The organism is Isoptericola sp. NPDC060257, from assembly GCF_042726645.1.
Classification (GTDB): domain Bacteria; phylum Actinomycetota; class Actinomycetes; order Actinomycetales; family Cellulomonadaceae; genus Isoptericola; species Isoptericola nanjingensis.
Window position 1 is genome coordinate 1 of sequence record NZ_JBHXAW010000044.1, and the last position, 21,249, is coordinate 21,249.

Annotated in this window: 18 protein-coding genes and 1 pseudogene; 15 read left to right on the forward strand and 4 right to left on the reverse strand. The window is 73.6% G+C overall.

Annotated features, from left to right (window positions below):
* From ACFWEK_RS05835 to ACFWEK_RS05870, 8 genes are all read left to right on the forward strand, one after another.
* Window positions 1–792 (forward strand): glycerate kinase (locus ACFWEK_RS05835; protein ID WP_430553418.1); only part of this gene is annotated, 792 nt, incomplete at its 5' end.
* The gene (gene allB, locus ACFWEK_RS05840; RefSeq protein ID WP_430545884.1) at window positions 789–2,120 is read left to right on the forward strand and encodes an allantoinase AllB; all 1,332 of its coding nucleotides are present in this window, start codon (window positions 789–791) and stop codon (window positions 2,118–2,120) included. The genes ACFWEK_RS05835 and allB, both read left to right, overlap by 4 nt.
* Before the next feature lie 100 nt (window positions 2,121–2,220).
* Window positions 2,221–2,697: a thioredoxin-dependent thiol peroxidase gene (gene bcp / locus ACFWEK_RS05845; RefSeq protein ID WP_430545883.1), complete on the forward strand. Its 477-nt coding sequence runs from the start codon at window positions 2,221–2,223 to the stop codon at window positions 2,695–2,697.
* A 121-nt stretch (window positions 2,698–2,818) separates the two neighbouring features.
* The gene (gene aceB, locus ACFWEK_RS05850; protein WP_430545882.1) at window positions 2,819–4,405 is read left to right on the forward strand and encodes a malate synthase A; all 1,587 of its coding nucleotides are present in this window, start codon (window positions 2,819–2,821) and stop codon (window positions 4,403–4,405) included.
* A 159-nt stretch (window positions 4,406–4,564) separates the two neighbouring features.
* Entirely contained in the window at window positions 4,565–4,861 is a 297-nt protein-coding gene (gene gatC, locus ACFWEK_RS05855; RefSeq protein WP_429731461.1) for an Asp-tRNA(Asn)/Glu-tRNA(Gln) amidotransferase subunit GatC, read from the forward strand.
* 1 nt (window position 4,862) lies between these two features.
* Window positions 4,863–6,368: an Asp-tRNA(Asn)/Glu-tRNA(Gln) amidotransferase subunit GatA gene (gene gatA / locus ACFWEK_RS05860; RefSeq protein ID WP_430553419.1), complete on the forward strand. Its 1,506-nt coding sequence runs from the start codon at window positions 4,863–4,865 to the stop codon at window positions 6,366–6,368.
* Between the two features lie 18 nt (window positions 6,369–6,386).
* Complete coding sequence (gene gatB / locus ACFWEK_RS05865) at window positions 6,387–7,892, forward strand: Asp-tRNA(Asn)/Glu-tRNA(Gln) amidotransferase subunit GatB (RefSeq protein WP_430553420.1); 1,506 nt, start codon at window positions 6,387–6,389, stop codon at window positions 7,890–7,892.
* Window positions 7,892–8,476, forward strand: coding sequence for a GNAT family N-acetyltransferase (locus ACFWEK_RS05870; protein WP_430553421.1), 585 nt, complete (start codon window positions 7,892–7,894; stop codon window positions 8,474–8,476). Before gatB ends, ACFWEK_RS05870 begins: the two co-directional genes overlap by 1 nt.
* A 26-nt stretch (window positions 8,477–8,502) precedes the next feature.
* On the opposite strand, the gene ACFWEK_RS05875 is transcribed toward ACFWEK_RS05870, so the two are convergent.
* Window positions 8,503–9,237 carry an aspartate/glutamate racemase family protein gene (locus ACFWEK_RS05875; RefSeq protein WP_430553422.1) on the reverse strand — a complete coding sequence of 245 codons (735 nt, stop codon included), beginning with the start codon at window positions 9,235–9,237 and terminating at the stop codon, window positions 8,503–8,505.
* A 17-nt stretch (window positions 9,238–9,254) separates the two neighbouring features.
* On the reverse strand, window positions 9,255–10,799 hold the full coding sequence (locus tag ACFWEK_RS05880; protein WP_430553423.1) for an NCS1 family nucleobase:cation symporter-1: 1,545 nt from the start codon (window positions 10,797–10,799) through the stop codon (window positions 9,255–9,257).
* 269 nt (window positions 10,800–11,068) lie between these two features.
* Here ACFWEK_RS05880 and ACFWEK_RS05885 point away from each other — a divergent pair, with 269 nt between their 5' ends.
* Window positions 11,069–11,908 carry a bifunctional allantoicase/(S)-ureidoglycine aminohydrolase gene (locus tag ACFWEK_RS05885; protein ID WP_430545877.1) on the forward strand — a complete coding sequence of 280 codons (840 nt, stop codon included), beginning with the start codon at window positions 11,069–11,071 and terminating at the stop codon, window positions 11,906–11,908.
* Window positions 11,909–11,923: 15 nt separating this feature from the next.
* On the opposite strand, the gene ACFWEK_RS05890 is transcribed toward ACFWEK_RS05885, so the two are convergent.
* Window positions 11,924–13,300 (reverse strand): cryptochrome/photolyase family protein, encoded by a 1,377-nt coding sequence (locus tag ACFWEK_RS05890; RefSeq protein WP_430553424.1) that lies wholly within the window; start codon window positions 13,298–13,300, stop codon window positions 11,924–11,926.
* A 67-nt stretch (window positions 13,301–13,367) separates the two neighbouring features.
* Between ACFWEK_RS05890 and ACFWEK_RS05895 the strand changes: the two genes are divergently transcribed.
* Window positions 13,368–14,888 carry a peptide MFS transporter gene (locus tag ACFWEK_RS05895; RefSeq protein ID WP_430553425.1) on the forward strand — a complete coding sequence of 507 codons (1,521 nt, stop codon included), beginning with the start codon at window positions 13,368–13,370 and terminating at the stop codon, window positions 14,886–14,888.
* Window positions 14,889–14,920: 32 nt separating this feature from the next.
* Here the strand turns inward: ACFWEK_RS05895 and ACFWEK_RS05900 are convergent, their stop codons facing one another.
* On the reverse strand, window positions 14,921–15,496 hold the full coding sequence (locus ACFWEK_RS05900; RefSeq protein ID WP_430553426.1) for a DoxX family protein: 576 nt from the start codon (window positions 15,494–15,496) through the stop codon (window positions 14,921–14,923).
* Window positions 15,497–15,742: 246 nt separating this feature from the next.
* On the opposite strand from ACFWEK_RS05900, the gene ilvD reads away from it, so the two are divergent.
* The 5 genes and pseudogenes from ilvD to ACFWEK_RS05925 form a co-directional block, all read left to right on the forward strand.
* Window positions 15,743–17,605, forward strand: coding sequence for a dihydroxy-acid dehydratase (gene ilvD, locus ACFWEK_RS05905; RefSeq protein WP_430545873.1), 1,863 nt, complete (start codon window positions 15,743–15,745; stop codon window positions 17,603–17,605).
* 33 nt (window positions 17,606–17,638) lie between these two features.
* Window positions 17,639–18,553: a tryptophan 2,3-dioxygenase gene (locus ACFWEK_RS05910; protein WP_430553427.1), complete on the forward strand. Its 915-nt coding sequence runs from the start codon at window positions 17,639–17,641 to the stop codon at window positions 18,551–18,553.
* The gene (locus tag ACFWEK_RS05915) at window positions 18,550–19,563 is read left to right on the forward strand and encodes an amidohydrolase family protein (RefSeq protein WP_430553428.1); all 1,014 of its coding nucleotides are present in this window, start codon (window positions 18,550–18,552) and stop codon (window positions 19,561–19,563) included. The genes ACFWEK_RS05910 and ACFWEK_RS05915 overlap by 4 nt, the downstream gene beginning before the upstream one ends.
* Window positions 19,560–20,828 (forward strand): kynureninase, encoded by a 1,269-nt coding sequence (locus tag ACFWEK_RS05920; RefSeq protein ID WP_430553429.1) that lies wholly within the window; start codon window positions 19,560–19,562, stop codon window positions 20,826–20,828. Before ACFWEK_RS05915 ends, ACFWEK_RS05920 begins: the two co-directional genes overlap by 4 nt.
* A pseudogene (locus ACFWEK_RS05925) lies at window positions 20,825–21,249 on the forward strand (regulator); the annotation flags it as partial. The gene ACFWEK_RS05920 and the pseudogene ACFWEK_RS05925, both read left to right, overlap by 4 nt.

Here is a 21,249-nt window from a genome sequence, read left to right on the forward strand (position 1 = left end):
GGCGAGGTCGCCTCGGCCGACGACCTGCGCGCGCTCGCCCTCGACGTGCGCGGACGGCTCGGCGACGCCCAGCCGGTGCTCGTCGCCGTCGGCGGCGTCGCGGGCGGCAGGCCCGTGGTGGTCGTCGCCACGAACGCGGGCGCCCGCGAGGCCGACGTGGACCTCGCGGGACTGCACCCCGCGCTCGCGGACACCGAGATCGTGCTCGCGAGCGACGTGGACAACCCGCTGCTCGGCGAGCACGGCGCGGCCGCCGTGTACGGGCCGCAGAAGGGCGCCGACCCGGCGACCGTCGCGGAGCTCGAGCTGGGCCTGGCGACGTGGGTCGACGTGCTGGCCACCGTCGGCGTCACGGGCGCCCGCGGCTACGCCGCCGAGCCCGGCGCGGGCGCGGCGGGCGGCGTGGGCTTCGCCTGCCTGCTGCTCGGCGCCGAGCGCCGGTCCGGCGTCGAGGAGGTGCTGGCCCTCACGGGCTTCGTGGACCGCCTCGCCGGTGTCGACCTGGTCGTCACGGGGGAGGGCAGCCTCGACCAGCAGTCGCTGCACGGCAAGACGCCCGTGGGGGTGGCCGCCGCCGCGGCCGCCGCCGGCGTCCCCACGGTCGCGGTGTGCGGCCGCACCACCCTCAGCCCCGCACGAGCGGCCGCCGCCGGCCTCGCCGCCGTGCACGCCCTCACCGACGTCGAGCCGGACGTCGCCCGCTGCATCGCCGAGGCCGGGCCCCTGCTCGAGACCCTCGCCGCGCGGCTCGCCGACCACCTGCCGGCCCTGATCACCTTGGAGAACGCATGACCTACGACCTCGTCGTCCGCGCCGCCCGCGCCGTCACCCCCGAGGGGGAGCGCGCCGTCGAGGTGGGCGTGACCGACGGCCGGATCGCCGCCGTCGTTCCGCTCGGCACCGGCCTGGCCGGCGCCGAGGTGCTGGAGCTCGCCGAGGACGAGGTGCTGCTGCCCGGCCTCGTCGACTCGCACGTGCACGTCAACGAGCCCGGCCGCACCGAGTGGGAGGGCTTCGCCACCGCCACGCGCGCCGCCGCGGCCGGCGGCGTCACGACGATCGTCGACATGCCGCTCAACTCGCTGCCCCCCACGACCTCGGTCGCGAACCTGGAGGTCAAGAAGCAGCGCGCGGTGGACCAGGCGTTCGTCGACGTCGGTTTCTGGGGCGGTGCCGTGCCGGGCAACACGGCGGACCTCAGGCCCCTGCACGACGCCGGCGTGTTCGGCTTCAAGTGCTTCCTCGCCGACTCCGGGGTGCCGGAGTTCGGCCACCTGGAGGACGCTGAGCTGCGCGCCGACCTCGCGGAGCTGACGTCGTTCGGCGCCCTCATGATCGTGCACGCGGAGGACCCGGGCACCCTCGAGGACGCCCCGCAGGAGCCCGGCCCCACCTACAAGAACTTCCTCGCCTCCCGGCCCGCCAAGGCCGAGTCCACGGCGATCGCCGCGCTCATCGACGCGGCCCGCGCCACCGGCGCCCGCGCCCACGTGCTGCACCTGTCCGACGCGGACTCGCTGCCGATGATCGCAGCCGCGCGCGCGGAGGGCGTGCGCCTCACCGTCGAGACCTGCCCGCACTACCTGTCCCTGGACGCCGACCACGTGCCCGACGGCGCGACGGCCTACAAGTGCTGCCCGCCGATCCGCGAGCACGACAACCAGGACCGCCTCTGGCAGGGTCTGCGCGACGGCCTGATCGACGTCGTCGTCACCGACCACTCGCCGGCCACCGCAGAGCTCAAGCAGCCGGCGTCGGGCGACTTCGCCGAGGCCTGGGGCGGAGTCTCGTCGCTGCAGCTCGGCCTCGCCGTCGTCTGGACCGAGGCGCGCCGCCGCGAGGTGCCGCTCGCGGAGGTCGTCGGCTGGATGTCCTCCGGCCCGGCCGCGCTGGTCGGCCTGGAGCGCAAGGGCGGCATCACGGTGGGCAAGGACGCGGACCTCGCGGTCTTCGCGCCCGAGGCGACGTTCGTCGTCGACCCGGCCCGACTCCACCACAAGAACCCGGTCACGCCGTACGCCGGCCGCGACCTCACGGGCACGGTCCGGCGCACGCTGCTGCGCGGGCGTCCCGTGGGCGACGAGCCCACCGGCACCCTGCTGCGCCGCGGCGAGGCCTGAGCAGGGCCCACGACGGGACCGACGACGAGACCGACGACGAGACCGACGACGAGACCGACGACGAGACCGACGACGAGAACGACCACGAAGGACGACTGACATGACGCGACTCCAGCCGGGCGACACCGCTCCCGACTTCACCCTCCCCGACTCCGCCGGCACGCCGGTGTCCCTCGCGGACGTGCGCGCCGGGGCGGACAAGGGCGTGGTCGTGTACTTCTACCCGAAGGCGGGCACCCCCGGGTGCACCACCGAGGCCTGCGACTTCCGCGACAACCTCGCGTCGCTCGCGGGCGCCGGGTACGCCGTCGTCGGGGTCTCCGCGGACCCGGTCGAGGACGTCCGCGCCTTCGTGGAGGCCGAGCACCTCACCTTCCCCTTGCTGAGCGACGCGGACCACGCCGTGGCCGACGCCTACGGCACGTGGGGCCCGAAGACGATCGGCGACCGGACGTTCGACGGGGTGCACCGCTGCACCTTCGTCGTCGAGCCGGACGGCACGCTCCGCAGCGCGGAGTACGACGTCGAGGCCACCGGGCACGTGGCCGCGCTGCGCCAGCAGCTGGTGGGTGCCTGAGCACCCGTGACCCGGTAGGGTCGGCCTGGCAGGTTTCCGCTAGGCGTAATACGAATTCCGCTGTGCAAGGAACGCACGGCCGCAGCACACCCCCGTAGAACGAGAACAAGGAGGGACTGTCGTGGAGCTCCCCGACGGCCTGACCATCACCGCCGAGATCGGTGAGCGCGACACCGAGGTGCTCACCCCGGCCGCCCTCGACCTGATCGTGACCCTGCAGCGCGAGCTGGGCGCTCGCCGCCTGGAGCTGCTGGAGGCGCGGCAGCGTCGCCGCCAGGCGCTCGCCGACGGCGGCACGCTCGACTTCCTCCCGGAGACCGCGCACCTCCGCGCCGACGACTCCTGGAAGGTCGCGGAGCCCGCCCCCGGGCTGGTCGACCGCCGCGTGGAGATCACCGGCCCCACCGACCGCAAGATGACCGTCAACGCGCTCAACTCGGGCGCGAAGTGCTGGCTCGCGGACCAGGAGGACGCGAACACGCCGCAGTGGCGCAGCGTGGTCGGCGGCCAGCTCAACCTGCTCGACGCCATCGAGCGCCGGATCGACTTCACCAACGAGGCCGGCAAGTCCTACGCGCTGAAGCCCGACGACGAGCTCGCGACGATCATCATGCGGCCCCGCGGGTGGCACATGAGCGAGAAGCACATCCTGGTCGACGGCCAGGAGACCTCGGGCTCCCTGGTCGACTTCGCGCTCTACGTCGCCACGGCGGGCCTGCGGCAGATCGCCAAGGGCCTCGGGCCGTACTTCTACCTGCCGAAGATGGAGTCGCACCTCGAGGCGCGCCTCTGGAACGACGCGTTCGTCCTGGCCCAGGACGCGCTCGGCATCCCGCGCGGCACCATCCGCGCCACCGTGCTCATCGAGACCATCCCGGCCGCGTTCGAGATGGAGGAGATCCTCTACGAGCTGCGCGAGCACTCCGCGGGCCTGAACGCCGGCCGCTGGGACTACCTGTTCTCCGTGGTGAAGAACTTCCGCACCCGCGGGTCGGAGTTCCTGCTGCCCGACCGTAACCAGATCACCATGACGGTGCCGTTCATGCGGGCCTACACCGAGCTGCTGGTCCGCACCTGCCACAAGCGCGGCGCGCACGCCATCGGCGGCATGGCCGCGTTCATCCCGAGCAAGGACGCCGAGGCCAACGAGCAGGCCTACGCCAAGGTGAGCGCCGACAAGGCGCGCGAGGCCGGCGACGGCTTCGACGGCTCCTGGGTGGCGCACCCCGGCATGGTCGCCACGTGCAAGGAGGCCTTCACCGCGGTGCTCGGCGACCGGCCGAACCAGATCGACCGCACGCGCGAGGACGTGCGCGTCACGGCCGCCGACCTGCTGTCGGTCGACAAGACGCCCGGCACCGTCACCGAGGCCGGCCTGCGCAACAACGTCTCCGTCGGCATCCAGTACCTCCAGGCCTGGCTGGGCGGCCTCGGCGCCGTCGCCATCTTCGGCCTCATGGAGGACGCCGCGACCGCGGAGATCTCCCGCTCCCAGGTGTGGCAGTGGCTGCACAACGACGTCGTCCTCGCCGACACCGGCGAGAAGGTGACGCGGGAGCTCGTCGACCGCATCGTCGAGGAGGAGGTGGCCAAGCTCCCGGGCGGCGCCGCCGCCTTCGACGAGGCGCGGACCACCTTCATGGAGGTCGCCGTGGCCGACGAGTACATCGACTTCCTCACGACGGCCGCCTACGAGCGGATGGACTGAGGAACCCGGCACCGCTCGGCTGCGACGGGGGCGCCGAGCACCGCCGGTGCGTGACGGCCGGGACCACGTCCTGTGTGGCGTGGTCCCGGCCGTTCGTGTGCCCGCACCGTCATGCGGGGACAACCTCCCCGACACCTGCCGCCCACTAGACTGGCGGCCATGTCCACCATCTCCCGAGACGAGGTCGCGCGCGTCGCCGCCCTGGCCCGGATCGACCTGCGCGACGACGAGGTCGACCGGCTCGCCGGCGAGCTCGACGTCATCGTCGACTCCATCGCCCGCGTGCGCGAGGTCGCGACCCCCGACGTGCCGGCCACCAGCCACCCGCTGCCCCTGACGAACGTGTTCCGCGAGGACGTGCCCCAGCCGGCGCTGCCCGTGGCCGACGTGCTGGCCGCCGCGCCCGACGCGCAGGACGGGCGCTTCGCCGTCCCGCAGATCCTCGGGGAGGAGTGAGATGACGGACCTGACCCGCCTCAGCGCGGCGGAGCTCGCCGAGACCCTCGCGCGCCGGGAGGCCTCCAGCGTCGAGGCCACGCGCGCCCACCTGGACCGCATCGCGGCCGTCGACGGCGACGTGCACGCGTTCCTGCACGTGAGCGAGGACGACGCGCTGGCCACGGCCGCCGACGTCGACGCGCGCCGCGCCGCCGGCGAGGAGCTGCACCCGCTGGCCGGCGTGCCGATCGCCGTCAAGGACGTCGTCGTGACGAAGGGCCTGCCGTCCACGGCCGGCTCGAAGATCCTCGAGGGCTGGATCCCGCCGTACGACGCGACCCTCGTCGAGAAGCTCCGCGCCGCGGGCCTGCCGATCCTCGGCAAGACGAACATGGACGAGTTCGCGATGGGGTCCTCCACCGAGCACTCCGCGTTCGGCAACACCCACAACCCGTGGGACCTCGACCGCATCCCCGGCGGCTCGGGCGGCGGCTCCGCCGCGGCCGTCGCCGCCTTCGAGGCGCCGCTCGCGATCGGCACGGACACCGGCGGCTCGATCCGCCAGCCGGGCGCCGTCACCGGCACGGTCGGCGTGAAGCCCACCTACGGCGGCGTCTCGCGCTACGGCCTCATCGCGATGGCCTCCTCGCTGGACCAGGCCGGCCCCGTGACGCGCACCGTGCTCGACTCGGCGCTGCTGCACGAGCTCATCGGCGGCCACGACCCGCGTGACTCGACGTCGATCCCCGAGCCGCTCCCGCCGCTGGTCGAGGCCGCGCGCCAGGGCGCGCTGGGCGACCTGTCGGGCCTCAAGGTCGGCGTCGTCACGCAGCTTCAGGGCGAGGGGTACCAGCCCGGCGTGCTCGCGCGGTTCCACGAGTCGCTCGAGCTGCTGACCAAGGCCGGGGCCGAGGTCGTCGAGGTCTCCTGCCCGAGCTTCGACTACGCGCTCGCCGCGTACTACCTGATCATGCCGGCCGAGGCGTCGAGCAACCTCGCGAAGTTCGACGGCATGCGCTTCGGCCTGCGCGTCGAGCCGACCGACGGCCCGGTGACGGCCGAGCGCGTCATGGCCGCGACCCGCGGCGCCGGCTTCGGCGACGAGGTCAAGCGCCGCGTCGTCCTCGGCACCTACGCCCTGTCGGCCGGGTACTACGACGCCTACTACGGCAGCGCGCAGAAGGTCCGCACGCTCATCCAGCGCGACTTCGCCGCCGCGTTCTCGCAGGCGGACGTGCTGGTCTCGCCCACGGCGCCCACCACGGCGTTCAAGCTGGGGGAGAAGCTGGACGACCCGCTCGCGATGTACCTCAACGACGTCGCGACCATCCCGGCCAACCTCGCCGGCGTGCCGGGCATCTCGGTGCCCAACGGCCTGTCCGACGACGGCCTGCCCGTCGGGTTCCAGATCCTCGCGCCGGCGAAGGCGGACGACCGCCTCTACCGCGTCGGTGCCGCGCTCGAGTCGGCCCTCGAGTCCACGTGGGGCGCGCCCCTGCTGTCGCGCGCACCCGAGCTCGGCTGAGAACAGGAGACCATCACAGTGACCACCACGACCCCTGCTCTCGTCGCCTACGACGACGCCGTGCGCCGCTACGACCCGGTGATCGGCATCGAGGTGCACGTCGAGCTCGGCACCCGCACCAAGATGTTCTGCCCGGCCGAGCAGTCGTTCGGCGCCGAGCCGAACACGCAGACCACGCCGGTGTCGCTCGGGCTGCCGGGCGCGCTGCCCGTCGTCAACGGCACCGCCGTCGAGTACGCGATCCGCATCGGCCTGGCGCTCAACTGCCAGATCGCGGAGAGCTGCCGGTTCGCCCGGAAGAACTACTTCTACCCGGACGTGCCGAAGAACTTCCAGACGTCGCAGTACGACGAGCCGATCGCCTTCGAGGGCTGGCTCGACGTCGAGCTCGAGGACGGCACGGTGCACCGCGTCGAGATCGAGCGCGCGCACATGGAGGAGGACGCCGGGAAGAACACGCACGTCGGCGGCTCCGCCGGCCGCATCCACGGCGCCGAGTACTCGCTGGTCGACTACAACCGCGCCGGCGTGCCGCTGGTGGAGATCGTCACCAAGCCGATCACCGGCGCGGGGGAGCGGGCGCCCGAGGTGGCCCGTGCCTACGTGCAGGCGCTGCGCGACATCTTCCGCGTGCTCGACGTGTCCGAGGCGCGCATGGAGCGCGGCAACGTCCGCGCCGACGTCAACCTGTCGCTGCGCGCGACGCCCGAGTCGCCGCTCGGCACGCGCACGGAGACGAAGAACGTCAACTCGTTCCGGTCGGTGGAACGGGCGGTGCGGTACGAGATCTCGCGCCAGGCCGCGCTCCTCGACGCGGGTGAGACCGTGATCCAGGAGACGCGCCACTTCCACGAGGAGGACGGCTCGACGTCGCCCGGCCGCGTGAAGTCGGACGCCGAGGACTACCGGTACTTCCCGGAGCCCGACCTCGTGCCCGTCGCGCCGTCGCGCGAGTGGGTCGAGGAGATCCGCGCGACGCTGCCCGAGCTGCCGCAGGCCCGGCGCCGCCGCCTGCACGACGAGTGGGGCTTCGCGGACGCCGAGATGCGCGACGTCGTCAACGCCGGCGCGCTCGACCTCATCGAGGCGACCGTCGCCGCCGGCGCCACGCCGGCCGCCGCGCGCAAGTGGTGGATGGGCGAGCTGGCCCGCCGCGCCAAGCAGGACGAGGTCGAGCTCGCGGACCTCGCGATCACGCCCGCGCAGATCGGCGAGCTCCAGCGGCTCGTCGACTCCGGCCGCATCAACGACAAGATCGCCCGGCAGGTGCTCGACGGCGTGCTCGCCGGCGAGGGCGACCCGGAGGCGGTCGTCGTGGCCCGCGGCCTGGAGGTCGTCTCCGACGACGGGCCGCTCCTCGAGGCCATCGACGCGGCGCTCGCGGCGCAGCCCGACATCGTGGAGAAGGTCCGCGGCGGCAACCAGGGCCCGGTCGGCGCCATCATCGGCTCGGTCATGAAGGCCACCCGGGGCCAGGCGGACGCCAAGCGCGTGCGCGAGCTGGTGCTGGAGAGGATCGGCTGATGCGGTCGCCCGTCCTGCACGGGGAGCTCGTGCGGCTGCGCCCGGTCGAGGCGCGGGACGCCGAGCGGCTGTGGGCGTCGCTGCGCGACCCGGAGGGCGGGCGCCTCACGGGCATGGGCACGAACGCCGCGTCGTCCCGGGCCGAGGTGGACGCCTGGGCCGCGAGCGCGGCCGACCTGCCCGGCCGGTACGACTGGGCGATCACCTCGGCCGCCGTGCGGGACGGGGAGCTCGTCAGCGACGACCTGCTCGGTGAGATCTCCCTCGACCGGGTGGACCTCGAGCTGCGGTCGGCGAACCTGCGCCTGCGGATGATGCCGGACTACCGGGGCCGCGGGTACGGGCGCGAGGCGATCGGGGAGGTGCTGCGCTTCGCCTTCGACGGCGGCGCCGGCCCGGGGCTCCACCGCGTGAGCCTCGCGGTGATCAGCATCAACCCGCGGGCGCGGGCGCTGTACGAGTCGCTCGGCTTCCGCGAGGAGGGGCGCCTGCGCGACGCCTTCCGCGACGGGCAGGGCTGGGCGGACGCCGTCGTCATGAGCATCCTCGAGGACGAGTTCCGCGCCGGGGCAGGCACGGACTGAGGCACGGCTCGCCGCGCCCGCCGCGATCACACCGCGGCGGGCACGGCGAACGGCCACCCGACGACGACCTTGGGCCGCGGCGGCGCGTAGGTGCGCACCTTCGAGGTGGACAGGCCGAGGCGTACGAGGCCCTCCGCGACCGCCACCGCCGCGCGCACGCCGTCGACGACGGGCACGCCGGTGGCCGCCGCGACGCGCTCCTCGAGCTCCGCCATCCCGCCGCACCCGAGGCAGATCACCTCGGCCCGGTCCACCTCGACGGCGCGCCGGGCCTCGGCGACGATCGCGGCGACGGCCCGCTCGGGGTCGGCCTCGAGCTCCAGCACGCCGAGCCCGCTCGCGCGCACCGAGGCGCACCGCGCGTCGAGCCCCGCCAGGCGCAGCCGGTCCTCGATCAGCGGGACCGCGCGGTCGAGCGTCGTGACGACGGAGTACCGGTGCCCCAGGTACATCGCGGTCGACGCCGCCGCCTCGGTGATGTCGACGACCGGCACGTCGAGCAGCTCCTGGAGCCCCTCGCGCCCGTGCTCCCCGTACCCGGCCTGCACGACGGCGTCGAACGGCTCCGGGTAGGAGGTCACGGCGTCCATCACCGCGAGGGCGGCGAGATAGCTCTCGAAGTTGCCCTCGCAGGAGTCCGGGCCGAATCGCGGGGTGATCCCCACGATCTCGGTGCCGAGGGAGGCGACGGACCGTGCCGAGGCGGCGATCGCGTCGGTCATGGACGACGTGGTGTTGACGTTGGCGACGAGGATGCGCACGGGGTCTCCGGGTGGGGCTAGTGGGTGCTCGGCACGGCGAGGTGCTCGCCGTCCGCGTCGTGGAAGGTCTGCCGCCGGTCGGCGACGAGGAGGTACAGGACGGCCCCCAGGCCTGCGCCGAGGAACCACGAGAACGACGAGACGACGGCGAACGCGGGGACGAAGGCGAGCAGCAGGGCCACGACGGCGGTCGGCACCAGCGCGAGCACGGCCCGCCGGTTGAACCCGCGGGCGTAGTGGTAGCTGCCGTCGGGGTCCTCGCGGTACAGGTCGGGCACGTGCACCCGGGCCCGGCGCAGCAGCCAGTAGTCGGCCATGATGATGCCGAACAGCGGACCGAGCAGGGCGCCGAGGCCGCCGAGGAAGTACGTGATCACGGCGGGGGAGCCGTACAGGTTCCACGGCAGGATGACGAGGCCGAGCGCGCCGGACAGCAGGCCCGCGCGGCGGAAGTTCAGCCTCCGCGGGAAGAGGTTGGTCAGCGCGTAGATCGGCGCGACGAAGTTGGCCATGAGGTTCACCGCGACGGTGAGCACCAGCAGGGCCAGGCACGCCAGCACGAGGAGCGGGGTGCTGGGGATCGCCCGCACCACGTCGGACGGGGACTCGATGATCGTGCCGTCGATGGCGAACTGGGCGCCCGAGAGCACCACGACGATCGCGCCGAAGACGGCCATGTTGAGCGGGATGCCGAGGAAGTTGCCCCGCACGATGGACCGGCGCGAGACGGCGCCGCGGGTGAAGTCGCAGAAGTTCAGCACGAACGTGCCGTAGATGGCGACCCACATGGCCGCCCCGCCCACGACGGCGAGCCACATGTCCGCGCCGTGCTTGGTGTCCGGGGTGCTCCAGGCGATCGTGGCGTCGGCCTGGAGGAACATCCAGACGGCGAGGGCCGCCATCGTCACCAGGATGACGGGCCCGGCGAACGCCTCGTACCGGCGGATCATCTCCATCCCGTAGCTGACGATGAGCAGCTGCACGCCCCACAGGGCGAGGAAGGTGATCCAGCCCAGCGTCGACAGACCGAGGACGGAGTTCCGGTCGAGGCCGGCGGCGGCAGGCACCAGCGCGACGACCAGGATCCGTAGCACCACGGAGGCGAGGAACGTCTGGATGCCGAACCAGGCGACCGCGACGGAGCCGCGGACGAGGGCGGGGATCTGGGCGCCGCGGATGCCGAACGCGATGCGGCTCATGACCGGGAACGGCACGCCGGTCTTCTCGCCCATGAAGCCGGACAGGGTGAGGAGGCCGAAGAGGAGGGCGCCGCCCAGCACGAGGGCGAGGAGGATCTGCCAGCCGCCGAGCCCGAGGGCGAAGAGTCCGATGGCGAACGCGTAGTTCCCGAGGGAGTGCACGTCGTTGGCCCACAGCGTGAAGATCGAGTAGGTCCGCCAGGTGCGACCGGCGCGCTGCGTCGGGGCGAGGTCGTGGTTGTAGAGGCGGGGGCTGAGCCCGGGCGGCGGCGTCGTCGCCGTGGCGCGGGGGGAGGTCGCGACCGTCGTCGGTGCGGCCAGGGCCTGCGGCGTCGCTGCCGCGGCCCGGTCGAGGGTGCTCATGGAGTTCGTCCTCCAGGTGCCGTACGGGCGGGTTTCGTCGAGCGAAAGCGCGCTTCCGTAGCGCGTTGGTATACCAATTTGAGCGGAGGGGACCCGCTTGTCAAGCCCGTCACGCGCGGCGTCGGGTCGTCGGCCGCGGCAGGCGCGGGCAGGATGAGGCTGCCGCTTGACCGCCGGGAGGCGGGCGCACTAATCTCACATCGCAGAAACTGAATTCCGTCTCACGAAAGACAGATGTTCAGCCGTCCATCACCACAAGGAGCGTGCCGATGACGCAGCCAGGTCCCCAGACGACCCGCTACTACACCCCGCAGGGCGGCCTGCCCGGGCAGGAAGAGCTGCTCACCGACCGGGCGATCGTCACGGAGGCGTACACCGTCATCCCGCGCGGCGTGCTGCGCGACATCGTCACCTCCAACCTGCCCGGCTGGGAGAAGACCCGCCTGTGGGTGCTCGCGCGCCCGGTCGAGGGCTTCGCGACCACGTTCGCGCAGTACGTCGTCGAGGTCTCCCCGGGCGGCGGCGCCGACCGTGGCGAGGTCGAGGACACCGTCCAGTCCGTCGTCTTCGTCACCGAGGGCACGCTGACCCTCACGGTCGGCGGCGAGGAGCACACCCTCGAGCCCGGCGGCTACGCCTACCTCGCCGCCGGCGACCAGTGGTCGCTGCACAACCGCTCGGACGCCAAGGCCGCGTTCCAGTGGGTCCGCAAGGTCTACGAGCGCATCGACGGCTACGCGGCGAAGACCTTCGTCACCCGCGAGCAGGACATCGAGCCGCGCCCCATGCCGGACACCGACGGCGCCTGGGCCACGACGCGCTTCGTCGACCCCGACGACCTGGCGCACGACATGCACGTCAACATCGTGACGTTCCAGCCCGGCGGCTCCATCCCGTTCGCGGAGACCCACATCATGGAGCACGGCCTGTACGTGCTGGAGGGCAAGGCCGTCTACCGCCTCAACGGCGACTGGGTCGAGGTGCAGGAGGGCGACTTCATGTGGCTCCGCGCCTTCTGCCCGCAGGCCTGCTACGCCGGCGGCCCGAAGCCGTTCCGCTACCTGCTGTACAAGGACGTCAACCGCCAGGTGAGGCTCGACCGCCGCTGACCCGCCCGGTCCCGCTCAGCGGCGCGCGCGCTCGAAGTCGTCGAGCGCGACGCGCCGCTCGTGCGCGTGGTCGACGATCGGCGCGGGGTAGCCCTCCGGCGGCGGGTCGAGGCGCCAGGGCTCCTGCACGCGCTTGCCCTCGACCTCGCGCAGCTCGGGCACCCACCGGCGCACGTAGTCGCCGTCCGGGTCGAACTTCTTGCCCTGCGTCACCGGGTTGAACACCCGGAAGTAGGGGGCGGCGTCGTGGCCGGTGCCGGCCACCCACTGCCAGTTGAGCTGGTTCTGCGCGACGTCGCCGTCCACGAGGTGCGCCATGAAGTGCGCGGCGCCCCGCTGCCAGCGCACGTGCAGGTCCTTGACGAGGAACGACGCCACCACCATCCGCACCCGGTTGTGCATCCATCCGGTGGCGAGCAGCTGGCGCATGCCGGCGTCGACGAGCGGGAACCCGGTGCGGCCGGCGGCCCAGGCGTCGAACGCGTCCCGCTCCGCCGCCCCGGTCGCCCACGCGTCGTCGGGCACGACGGCGCGCAGCGACCGGCGCCGGGCGTCCGGCCGGTGGTGCAGGACGTCGGCGTGGAACTCCCGCCATGCCAGCTCCGAGCGGTACGCGGCGACCGCCTCGGCCGGGAGGCCGGCGGCCTCCGCGGCCGCCAGGTCGGCCAGCATCGTCCGCGGGTGGATCTCGCCCCAGCGCAGGTGCGCCGACATCTCCGAGGTTCCCGCCAGGTCGGGGCGGTCGCGGCCCTCGGCGTAACCGGCCAGGCCCGCGCGCACGAACTCGTGCCAGCGGCGCCGGGCCGCCGCCTCGCCCGCCCTCGGCAGGAGTGCGTCGCACGGCGGGGCCGCAGGGACGCCGTCGGAGGGCAGCCGGGCCCACGGCACCTCGCGCGGCCGCGGCGCGGGGGCCCGCCAGCCGTGGGCGAGCCAGGCCCCGCGGAACGGGGTGAAGACCTGGTAGGGCGACCCCTGCCCGGTGCGCAGCCGCCCGGGGGACACGGCGTACGCCGAGCCGGTCCTGGTCAGGACGGCGCCCGCGTCGGCCAGGTTCTCCTCGACCGCGCCGTCGCGCCGGCGGCCGTAGGGCTCGTGCCCGGCCGCGACGTGCACGCCGCGCGCGCCCACCGACCGCGCGACCTGGGGGACGACCTCGCGCGGGTCGCCGCGCCGCACCACGAGCCGCCCGTCGCACGCGTCGTCGAGCATCGCCAGGGAGCCCGCCAGGTAGGCGAGGCGCGCCGCGCCGGCCCGCCGCCACAGCGCGTCGTCGAGCACGTAGAGACCGACGACGTCCCCGCCCGCGTCGCGCGCCTCCTCGATCGCGGCGAGGAGCGCCGGGTTGTCGTGCAGCCGCAGGTCTCGCCGGAACCACATCACGCTCGCCGCCATGCCGTCACCGTACGTGGCCCCGTGTTCCCCGGTCGCCGTCGTCTTCCGCCGGTGCGAGAGTTTTTTCATGACCGATCAGGCAGCGCCGCCGTCGCACCCGGAGCACGAGGGCGACCGCGCGTTCTTCGGGCACCCGCGCGGCCTCATGACGCTGGCCGGCACGGAGCTGTGGGAGCGGTTCAGCTACTACGGGATGCGCGCCATCCTGCTCTACTACCTGACCGACACGGTGGCCAACGGCGGCCTCGGGATGGACGCGACCACGGGCGCGGCGTTCGTGTCGATCTACGGCACGTCGGTCTACCTGCTGTCGGTGGTCGGGGGCTGGCTCGCCGACCGGGTGATCGGGGCGCGGCGCGCGGTGCTCTACGGCGGGATCGTCATCGCGGCCGGGCACGTGTCGCTCACGCTGCCCACGTACGGCTTCTCGATGCTGGGGATCGGGCTGGTCGCGTTCGGCACCGGCCTGCTCAAGCCGAACGTGTCGTCGATGGTCGGCGAGCTGTACTCGCGCGACGACGAGCGCCGGGACCCGGCCTTCTCGATCTTCTACATGGGGATCAACCTCGGGTCGTTCTTCTCCCCGCTGATCGTCGGCGTCGTGGAGCAGGCGTGGGGCTACCACGCGGGCTTCGCGGTGGCCGCGATCGGGATGGCGTTCGCGCTCGTCTTCTTCGTCGGCGGCTACCGGTACCTCGGCGCCGCCGGGACGGACGTGCCGAACCCGATCACGCCCGAGGACCGCCCCGCCGTCGTGCGGCTGGGGCTCTACGTGGTCGGCGCCATCGTCGTGGCGGCCGCGCTGGCCGCCGTCGTCGCCGGGGGCTGGGCCGTCGAGACGTTCATCGACGCCGTGTCGTACCTCGCGCTCGTGACGCCGGTCGTGCTGCTCGTCGTGATGTACCGCTCGAAGCGCGTGACGGCGGCCGAGCGGCCGCGCGTCGTCGCGTACGTGCCGCTCTTCGTCGCGGCGATGCTGTTCTGGATGATCTTCGAGCAGGCGGCGACGACGCTCGCGGCCTTCGCCGCCGACCGGACCCAGCTGCAGCTGTTCGGCATCGACCTGTCGCCGGCGTTCTTCCAGTCGGTGAACCCGGCGTCGATCATCATCCTGGCGCCCGTGTTCGCGTGGATCTGGACGAAGACGGGGGACCGGCCGCCCACGGCGTACAAGTTCGTCATCGGCCTGACGCTCGCGGCTCTGTCGTTCCTGTTCCTCGCGGGGATGTCGGAGGTGTTCGCGGACGAGCTCGCCCCGCCGTGGGTGCTCATCGGGGTCTACGTGATCCAGACGCTCGGCGAGCTGTGCCTGTCCCCGGTGGGGATCGCGGCGACGACGCTGCTGGCGCCGCGCGCCTTCCGCGGTCAGGCGATGGCCCTGTGGTTCCTGTCGTCGGCCGCCGGCCAGGCGATCACGGCGCAGACGATCGAGGCGACCGAGGGGGCCTCCGACACCGCGTACTTCGGCGGGATCGGCCTCGTCGCCCTCGTGTTCGCGGGGATCCTGCTGCTGCTCGCCCCGTGGGTGACGCGGCACATCCGCCACGCCGACGAGCTGGAGCACACCCACAGCGCCGGCGCGGCCTGACCGCGCCCGGCGCCGTGGGGTGCCCGGGCGCGTCAGCGCAGCCAGCTCGCGCTGCCGGGCACCGGCGACGCCGCCCAGGCGCGGCCGAGGCCCCAGGTGTCGCCGGCGCGGGTCAGCGCGAGGGCCGCCAGCAGCGCCGTGAAGACGAGGTGCTGGTCGACCAGCGGGTTCTGCGAGCCCGCGGCGAAGGGCCAGGTCGACAGCCACAGCGTGAGCATGAGCAGCCCGCCCGCCACGGCGGCCGCGCGCAGCCCGATCCCGAGCAGGAGCGCGAGCCCCGTCCCGAGCATCCCGAGCATGAACAGCCAGTCGACGACGGGGCCGCTCAGCGCGGCGAAACCGCCGGCCAGCGGGCTCTCGATCGAGCTCAGGTAGCCCTCCGTCGGCGAGCTGCCCGCCACCCAGGCCCGCTCGTCCGGCGTGGCGTACCCGAGGCCGAAGGTCTTGTCGGCCACCGGCCAGAGGAAGACCACGGCCAGGAGGATGCGACACAGCGCGAGGGCGCGCCGGGCGCCGGTCCGGGTGACGACGTCCTCGGCGTCCTCCCCGCTCCGGGCGCGGTCGGTGACGGTCGTGCCGGTCGTGCTGCCTGCGGCGGTCGCGGTCATGAGTGAGCTCCCTGATCGTGGTGCGCTGCGTGGGGATGGTTCGTCCGGTTTGAACGGATAACGGTTGAACCGTGGACAACATGCACACGTCGCCCGGGGCACCGCAACCGATCCGTGACCTTCGGAACGTTTCACCCGACAAACCGACCAGTGGGCGGACGGATGCCCGCGATGCGGGACGGCGGGCGTAGCGTGCTCGTGCGCGCCGTCCGCGACGGCGCGGCAGAACTCGTCGAAGGAGCTGACATGAGCCGTCCCCTGCGCTCTCGGACGTCCACCCACGGCCGCAACATGTCCGGTGCCCGCGCGCTCTGGCGCGCGACCGGCATGGGCTCGGAGGACTTCGGCAAGCCGATCGTCGCGATCGCGAACTCGTACACGCAGTTCGTGCCCGGCCACGTCCACCTCAAGGACATGGGCGACCTCGTCGCCTCGGCGATCCGCGAGGCGGGCGGCGTCTCCAAGGAGTTCAACACCATCGCGGTGGACGATGGCATCGCGATGGGCCACGCGGGGATGCTCTACTCGCTGCCCAGCCGCGACCTCATCGCGGACTCGGTCGAGTACATGGTCAACGCGCACTGCGCCGACGCCCTCGTGTGCATCTCCAACTGCGACAAGATCACGCCGGGCATGCTCAACGCGGCGCTGCGCCTCAACATCCCGGTGATCTTCGTGTCGGGCGGGCCGATGGAGGCCGGCAAGGCGGTCGTCGCCGACGGCGTCGCGAAGACGCCCCTGAACCTCATCAACGCGATCAACTACTCGGCCGACGACAACGTGTCCGACGCCGCGCTCGCCCAGGTCGAGGAGAACGCCTGCCCGACCTGCGGCTCGTGCTCCGGCATGTTCACCGCCAACTCGATGAACTGCCTCACGGAGGCGCTCGGGCTGTCGCTCCCGGGCAACGGCTCCACGCTGGCCACGCACGCCGCCCGCAAGGAGCTCTTCCTCGAGGCAGGCCGCACCATCGTCGACCTCGCGAAGCGCTACTACGAGGACGAGGACGACTCGGCCGCCCCGCGCTCGATCGCCACGAAGGCCGCGTTCTCGAACGCCATGGCGCTCGACGTCGCGATGGGCGGCTCCACCAACACGGTGCTGCACATCCTGGCCGCGGCCCAGGAGGGTGAGGTCGACTTCGACCTCACGGACATCGAGGCGATCAGCCGCCGCGTGCCGTGCCTGAGCAAGGTCGCGCCCAACCACCCGGACTTCCACATGGAGGACGTGCACCGCGCCGGCGGCATCCCCGCGCTGCTCGGCGAGCTGGACCGCGCGGGGCTGCTCGACCACGACGTCACGTCCGTGCACACGCCCACGCTGCGCGCGTGGCTGGACGACTGGGACGTGCGGGGCGGCAAGGCCACCGAGCGGGCGCAGGAGCTCTTCCACGCCGCCCCGGGCGGCGTGCGCACCACCCAGGCCTTCTCGACGTCCAACGTCTGGGAGAGCCTCGACACCGACGCCGCGAACGGCTGCATCCGCGACCTCGAGCACGCGTACACCGTGGAGGGCGGCCTGGCCGTGCTGCGCGGCAACCTCGCCGAGGACGGCGCGGTCTTCAAGACCGCGGGCGTCGACCCCGACGTCTTCCACTTCGTGGGGAAGGCCCTCGTCTGCGAGTCGCAGGACGACGCCGTCGAGAAGATCCTCACCAAGCAGGTCCAGCCGGGCCACGTCGTCGTGGTGCGCTACGAGGGGCCGGCCGGAGGCCCGGGCATGCAGGAGATGCTCTACCCGACGTCGTTCATCAAGGGCCGCGGTCTGGGCAAGGTCTGCGCGCTCATCACCGACGGCCGGTTCTCCGGCGGGTCGAGCGGCATCTCGGTCGGGCATGTCTCGCCCGAGGCCGCGGCCGGCGGCACGATCGGCCTGATCGAGGACGGCGACGAGATCGAGATCGACGTCGACACCCGCCTCATCCGGGTCAACGTGCCCGACGAGGTGCTCGCCGAGCGCCGGGCCAAGATGGAGGCGCGGGAGAACCCGTGGCAGCCGCTGAACCGCGACCGCTACGTCTCCCCGGCGCTCCAGGCGTACGCCGCGATGGCGACGTCGGCCGACCGCGGCGCCGTGCGCGACGTGTCGCTCATCGCGCGCCGCTGACGGGCGTCACGTTCGTGACATAGGCTCCGGGGCATGGTCGACCAGCCCGGGCCCGCCGTCGCGCGCGCCGAGACGAACGAGCGCGAGCTCGAGCCGGAGATCGTCACCGACCTGCGGGAGCGGATGACGTACGGCTCGTACCTGCACCTGGACACGCTGCTCGCGGCGCAGGAGCCGATCAGCGTTCCGGCGCACCACGACGAGATGCTGTTCATCGTGCAGCACCAGACCACCGAGCTGTGGCTCAAGCTGGTGCTGCACGAGCTCGTCTCCGCGCGCGACCTGCTCGCGGCCGACGAGCTCGGCGCGGCGCTCAAGCGCATCGCCCGCGTCAAGCACGTGCAGCGCACGCTCACCGAGCAGTGGTCCGTCCTGGCGACGCTCACGCCCAGCGAGTACGCCCAGTTCCGCGGCTTCCTCGGGAACGCGTCGGGCTTCCAGTCCTGGCAGTACCGCGCCGTGGAGTTCCTGCTCGGCAACAAGAACGCGCGGATGCTCGCGGTGTTCGACGCCGAGCCCGCGGCGCGCGCGGAGCTCGCGCGGCTGCTCGCCGAGCCGAGCGTGTACGACGAGTTCCTGCGCTACCTCGCGCGGCACGGCCACGACGTGCCGCGGCGGGTGCTCGACCGCGACGTCACGACCGCCCACACGCTCGACGACGACCTCGTCGAGGTCTTCCGCCGCATCTACGCGGACCCGGAGTCGGACTGGTCGGCGTACGAGACGTGCGAGGAGCTCGTCGACCTCGAGGACAACTTCCAGCTCTGGCGCTTCCGCCACATGAAGACCGTGCTGCGCATCATCGGCACCAAGCGCGGCACCGGCGGCTCCAGCGGCGTCGGCTTCCTGCAGCGCGCGCTCGACCTCACCTTCTTCCCCGAGCTCTTCGCCGTGCGCACGGAGCTCGGCGCGACCGCGGGCCCGAGCTCGACGACGGGCCGGTCATGACCGGTGCGCTGGCGGTGCCCCCGGGCGTCGCCCCGGTCGTCCTCCCCGCCGGCGTCCCGCCGGAGGTGCGGCGCCGGCTGGGGGAGTCCGGCACGCTGCTGCCGCCGTTCACCGACGCGCACGTGCACCTCGGCCTCGTGGACCCCGTGCCGCTCCGGGCCCGCGGCGTCGCGGCGGTGCACGACCTGGGCGGCACCCCGGCCGACGTCGCGGCCCTGGCCGGCGACCCCGCCCTCCCGCGCGTCGCGTACGCGGGCGCGTTCCTCACCGCGCCCGGCGGGTACCCGAGCGACCGGCCGTGGGCCCCCGCGGCCTGGGTCGAGGAGGTCGCCGACCCGGCGTCCGCCGTCGCCGCCGTGGACCGCCAGCTCGCGGCCGGGGCGTCGTTCGTCAAGGTCGCGCTGCACGCCGACGCCGGGCCGACGCCCGACGACGCCACGCTCGCCGCCGTCGTGGCGCGGGCCCACGCGCGGGGCCGCGCCGTCGTCGCGCACGCCGAGGGCGGCGGCCAGGCGGCCCGCGCGTCCGCGGCCGGCGTCGACCGGCTGGCGCACGCCCCGTTCAGCGAGCGCCTCGACGACGACCTGCTCGTGGCCATGGCCGCGCGGGGCACGACGTGGCTCAGCACGCTCGACATCCACGGCTGGGGCGACCCGACGCCCGAGCTCGAGGTCGCGCTCGACAACGTGCGCCGCTTCGTCGCCGCGGGCGGACGCGTCCGGTACGGCACCGACCTCGGCAACGGCCCGCTGCCGGTGGGGCTGAACGGCAGGGAGCTGGCGGCGCTCGCGGCCGCCGGTCTCGGACGGCGGTCGCTGCTGGTCGCGCTCGTCGGCGACGAGCCGCCCGCCGGCCTCGTGTCGTTCGTGCCGGGCCCGGCGCCGGCCCCGGCCGACCCCGGCGCCGTCCACGCCGCCTGGCTCGCCCGCGCCACGGTCCTCGCCGTGACCGACCTCGGCGACCCCGACTTCGTCCCGCCGACCGAGACTCCCTCCGGAGGTTCCGCATGACCACCGACGCCTCCACCCGCCGCGACCGCGCCGCCGCGCTGGACGCCGCCGACCCGCTGGCCCGGTTCCGGTCGGCATTCGTCGACTCGGACGAGGTGACGGCCTACCTGGACGGCAACTCGCTGGGCCGGCCCACGCGGGCGTCGGCGGAGCGCCTGGCCCGCTTCGCGACCGACGCCTGGGGCGCCCGGCTGATCCGCGGCTGGGACGAGGAGTGGTACGAGCTGCCGCTGCGCCTCGGCGACCGGGTCGGCGAGGTCACGCTGGGCGCGGCGCCGGGGCAGACGTTCGTCGGGGACTCGACGACCGTCATCCTCTACAAGCTCGTGCGGGCGGCCCTGTCCTCCCCGCGGGTGGCCGGGCGCGACGAGATCGTCCTCGACTCGGGCAACTTCCCGACCGACCGCTACGTGCTCGAGGGCGTGGCGCGCGAGCACGGCGCCACGCTGCGCTGGATCGCGCCGGACCACGACGGCGGGGTCACGCCCGAGCAGGTGTCCGCGCTCCTGTCCGACCGGACGGCGCTCGTCGTGCTGAGCCACGTCGCGTACCGCTCCGGGTACGTGAGCGACGCCGCGGAGATCACGCGGCGCGCGCACGACGCCGGCGCCCTGGTGCTGTGGGACCTGTGCCACTCCGCCGGGGCGGTGCCCGTCGACCTCGACGCGTGGGGCGCGGACCTCGCCGCCGGCTGCACCTACAAGTACCTCAACGGGGGACCGGGGTCGCCCGCGTTCGGCTACGTGCGCGCCGACCTCCAGGAGGAGCTCGTCCAGCCGATCCAGGGGTGGATGGGCAGCGACCGGCCGTTCGAGATGGGCCCCGCCTACGCGCCGCACGCCGGGGTGCGGCGGTTCCTGTCGGGCACCCCCGCCATCGTCGGGATGCTCGCGATGCAGGACATGCTCGACCTGATCGCCGAGGCCGGCCTCGGCGCCGTCCGCGCGAAGTCCGTGGCGCTCACGCGGTTCGCGCTCGAGCTGGTGGACGACCTGCTGATACCGCTCGGCGTGCGCGTCGCCTCGCCGCGGGACGACGACCGACGGGGGAGTCACGTCACCGTCGACCACGACGCATTCGCCGACACCCTGCCCCTGCTGTGGGAGCGGGGTGTGATCCCCGACTTCCGCCGCCCGAACGGCCTGCGCCTGGGCCTCTCGCCGCTGTCGACGTCGTTCGACGAGGTGCGCGTCGGCGTCGAGGCGGTGCGGGACGCGCTGGTCGAGGAGACGGGGCACCAGGGGCCGGAGCACGGGGCCGCGTGATCCTCGACGACCTCGACGCCCGGCCCGGGAGCGCGACGTCGCTGCTGCGGACGGTCGTCGGCCTGTACGCCCGCGGCCTCGGCGGCCGGCTGGCGGCGGGCGACCTCGTCGCGCTGCTCGGCGCGGCCGGCGTCGCGCCGGGGGCCGCGCGCTCGGCCGTGTCGCGGGCCAAGGGCAAGGGCCTGCTCGAGGCCGAGGACGTCGGCGGCCGGGCCGGGTACCGGCTCGCGGCGGGCGCGGCCGCGATGCTCGAGCGCGGCGACCGGCGGATCTTCGGCTACCGGCAGCAGGGCGACGACGACCCGTGGTGCCTGGTGTCGTTCTCCATCCCCGAGGAACGCCGCGACGCCCGTCACCAGCTGCGGCGGCACCTGGCCGGCATCGGCTGCGGCACGGTCGCGACCGGGCTGTGGATCTGCCC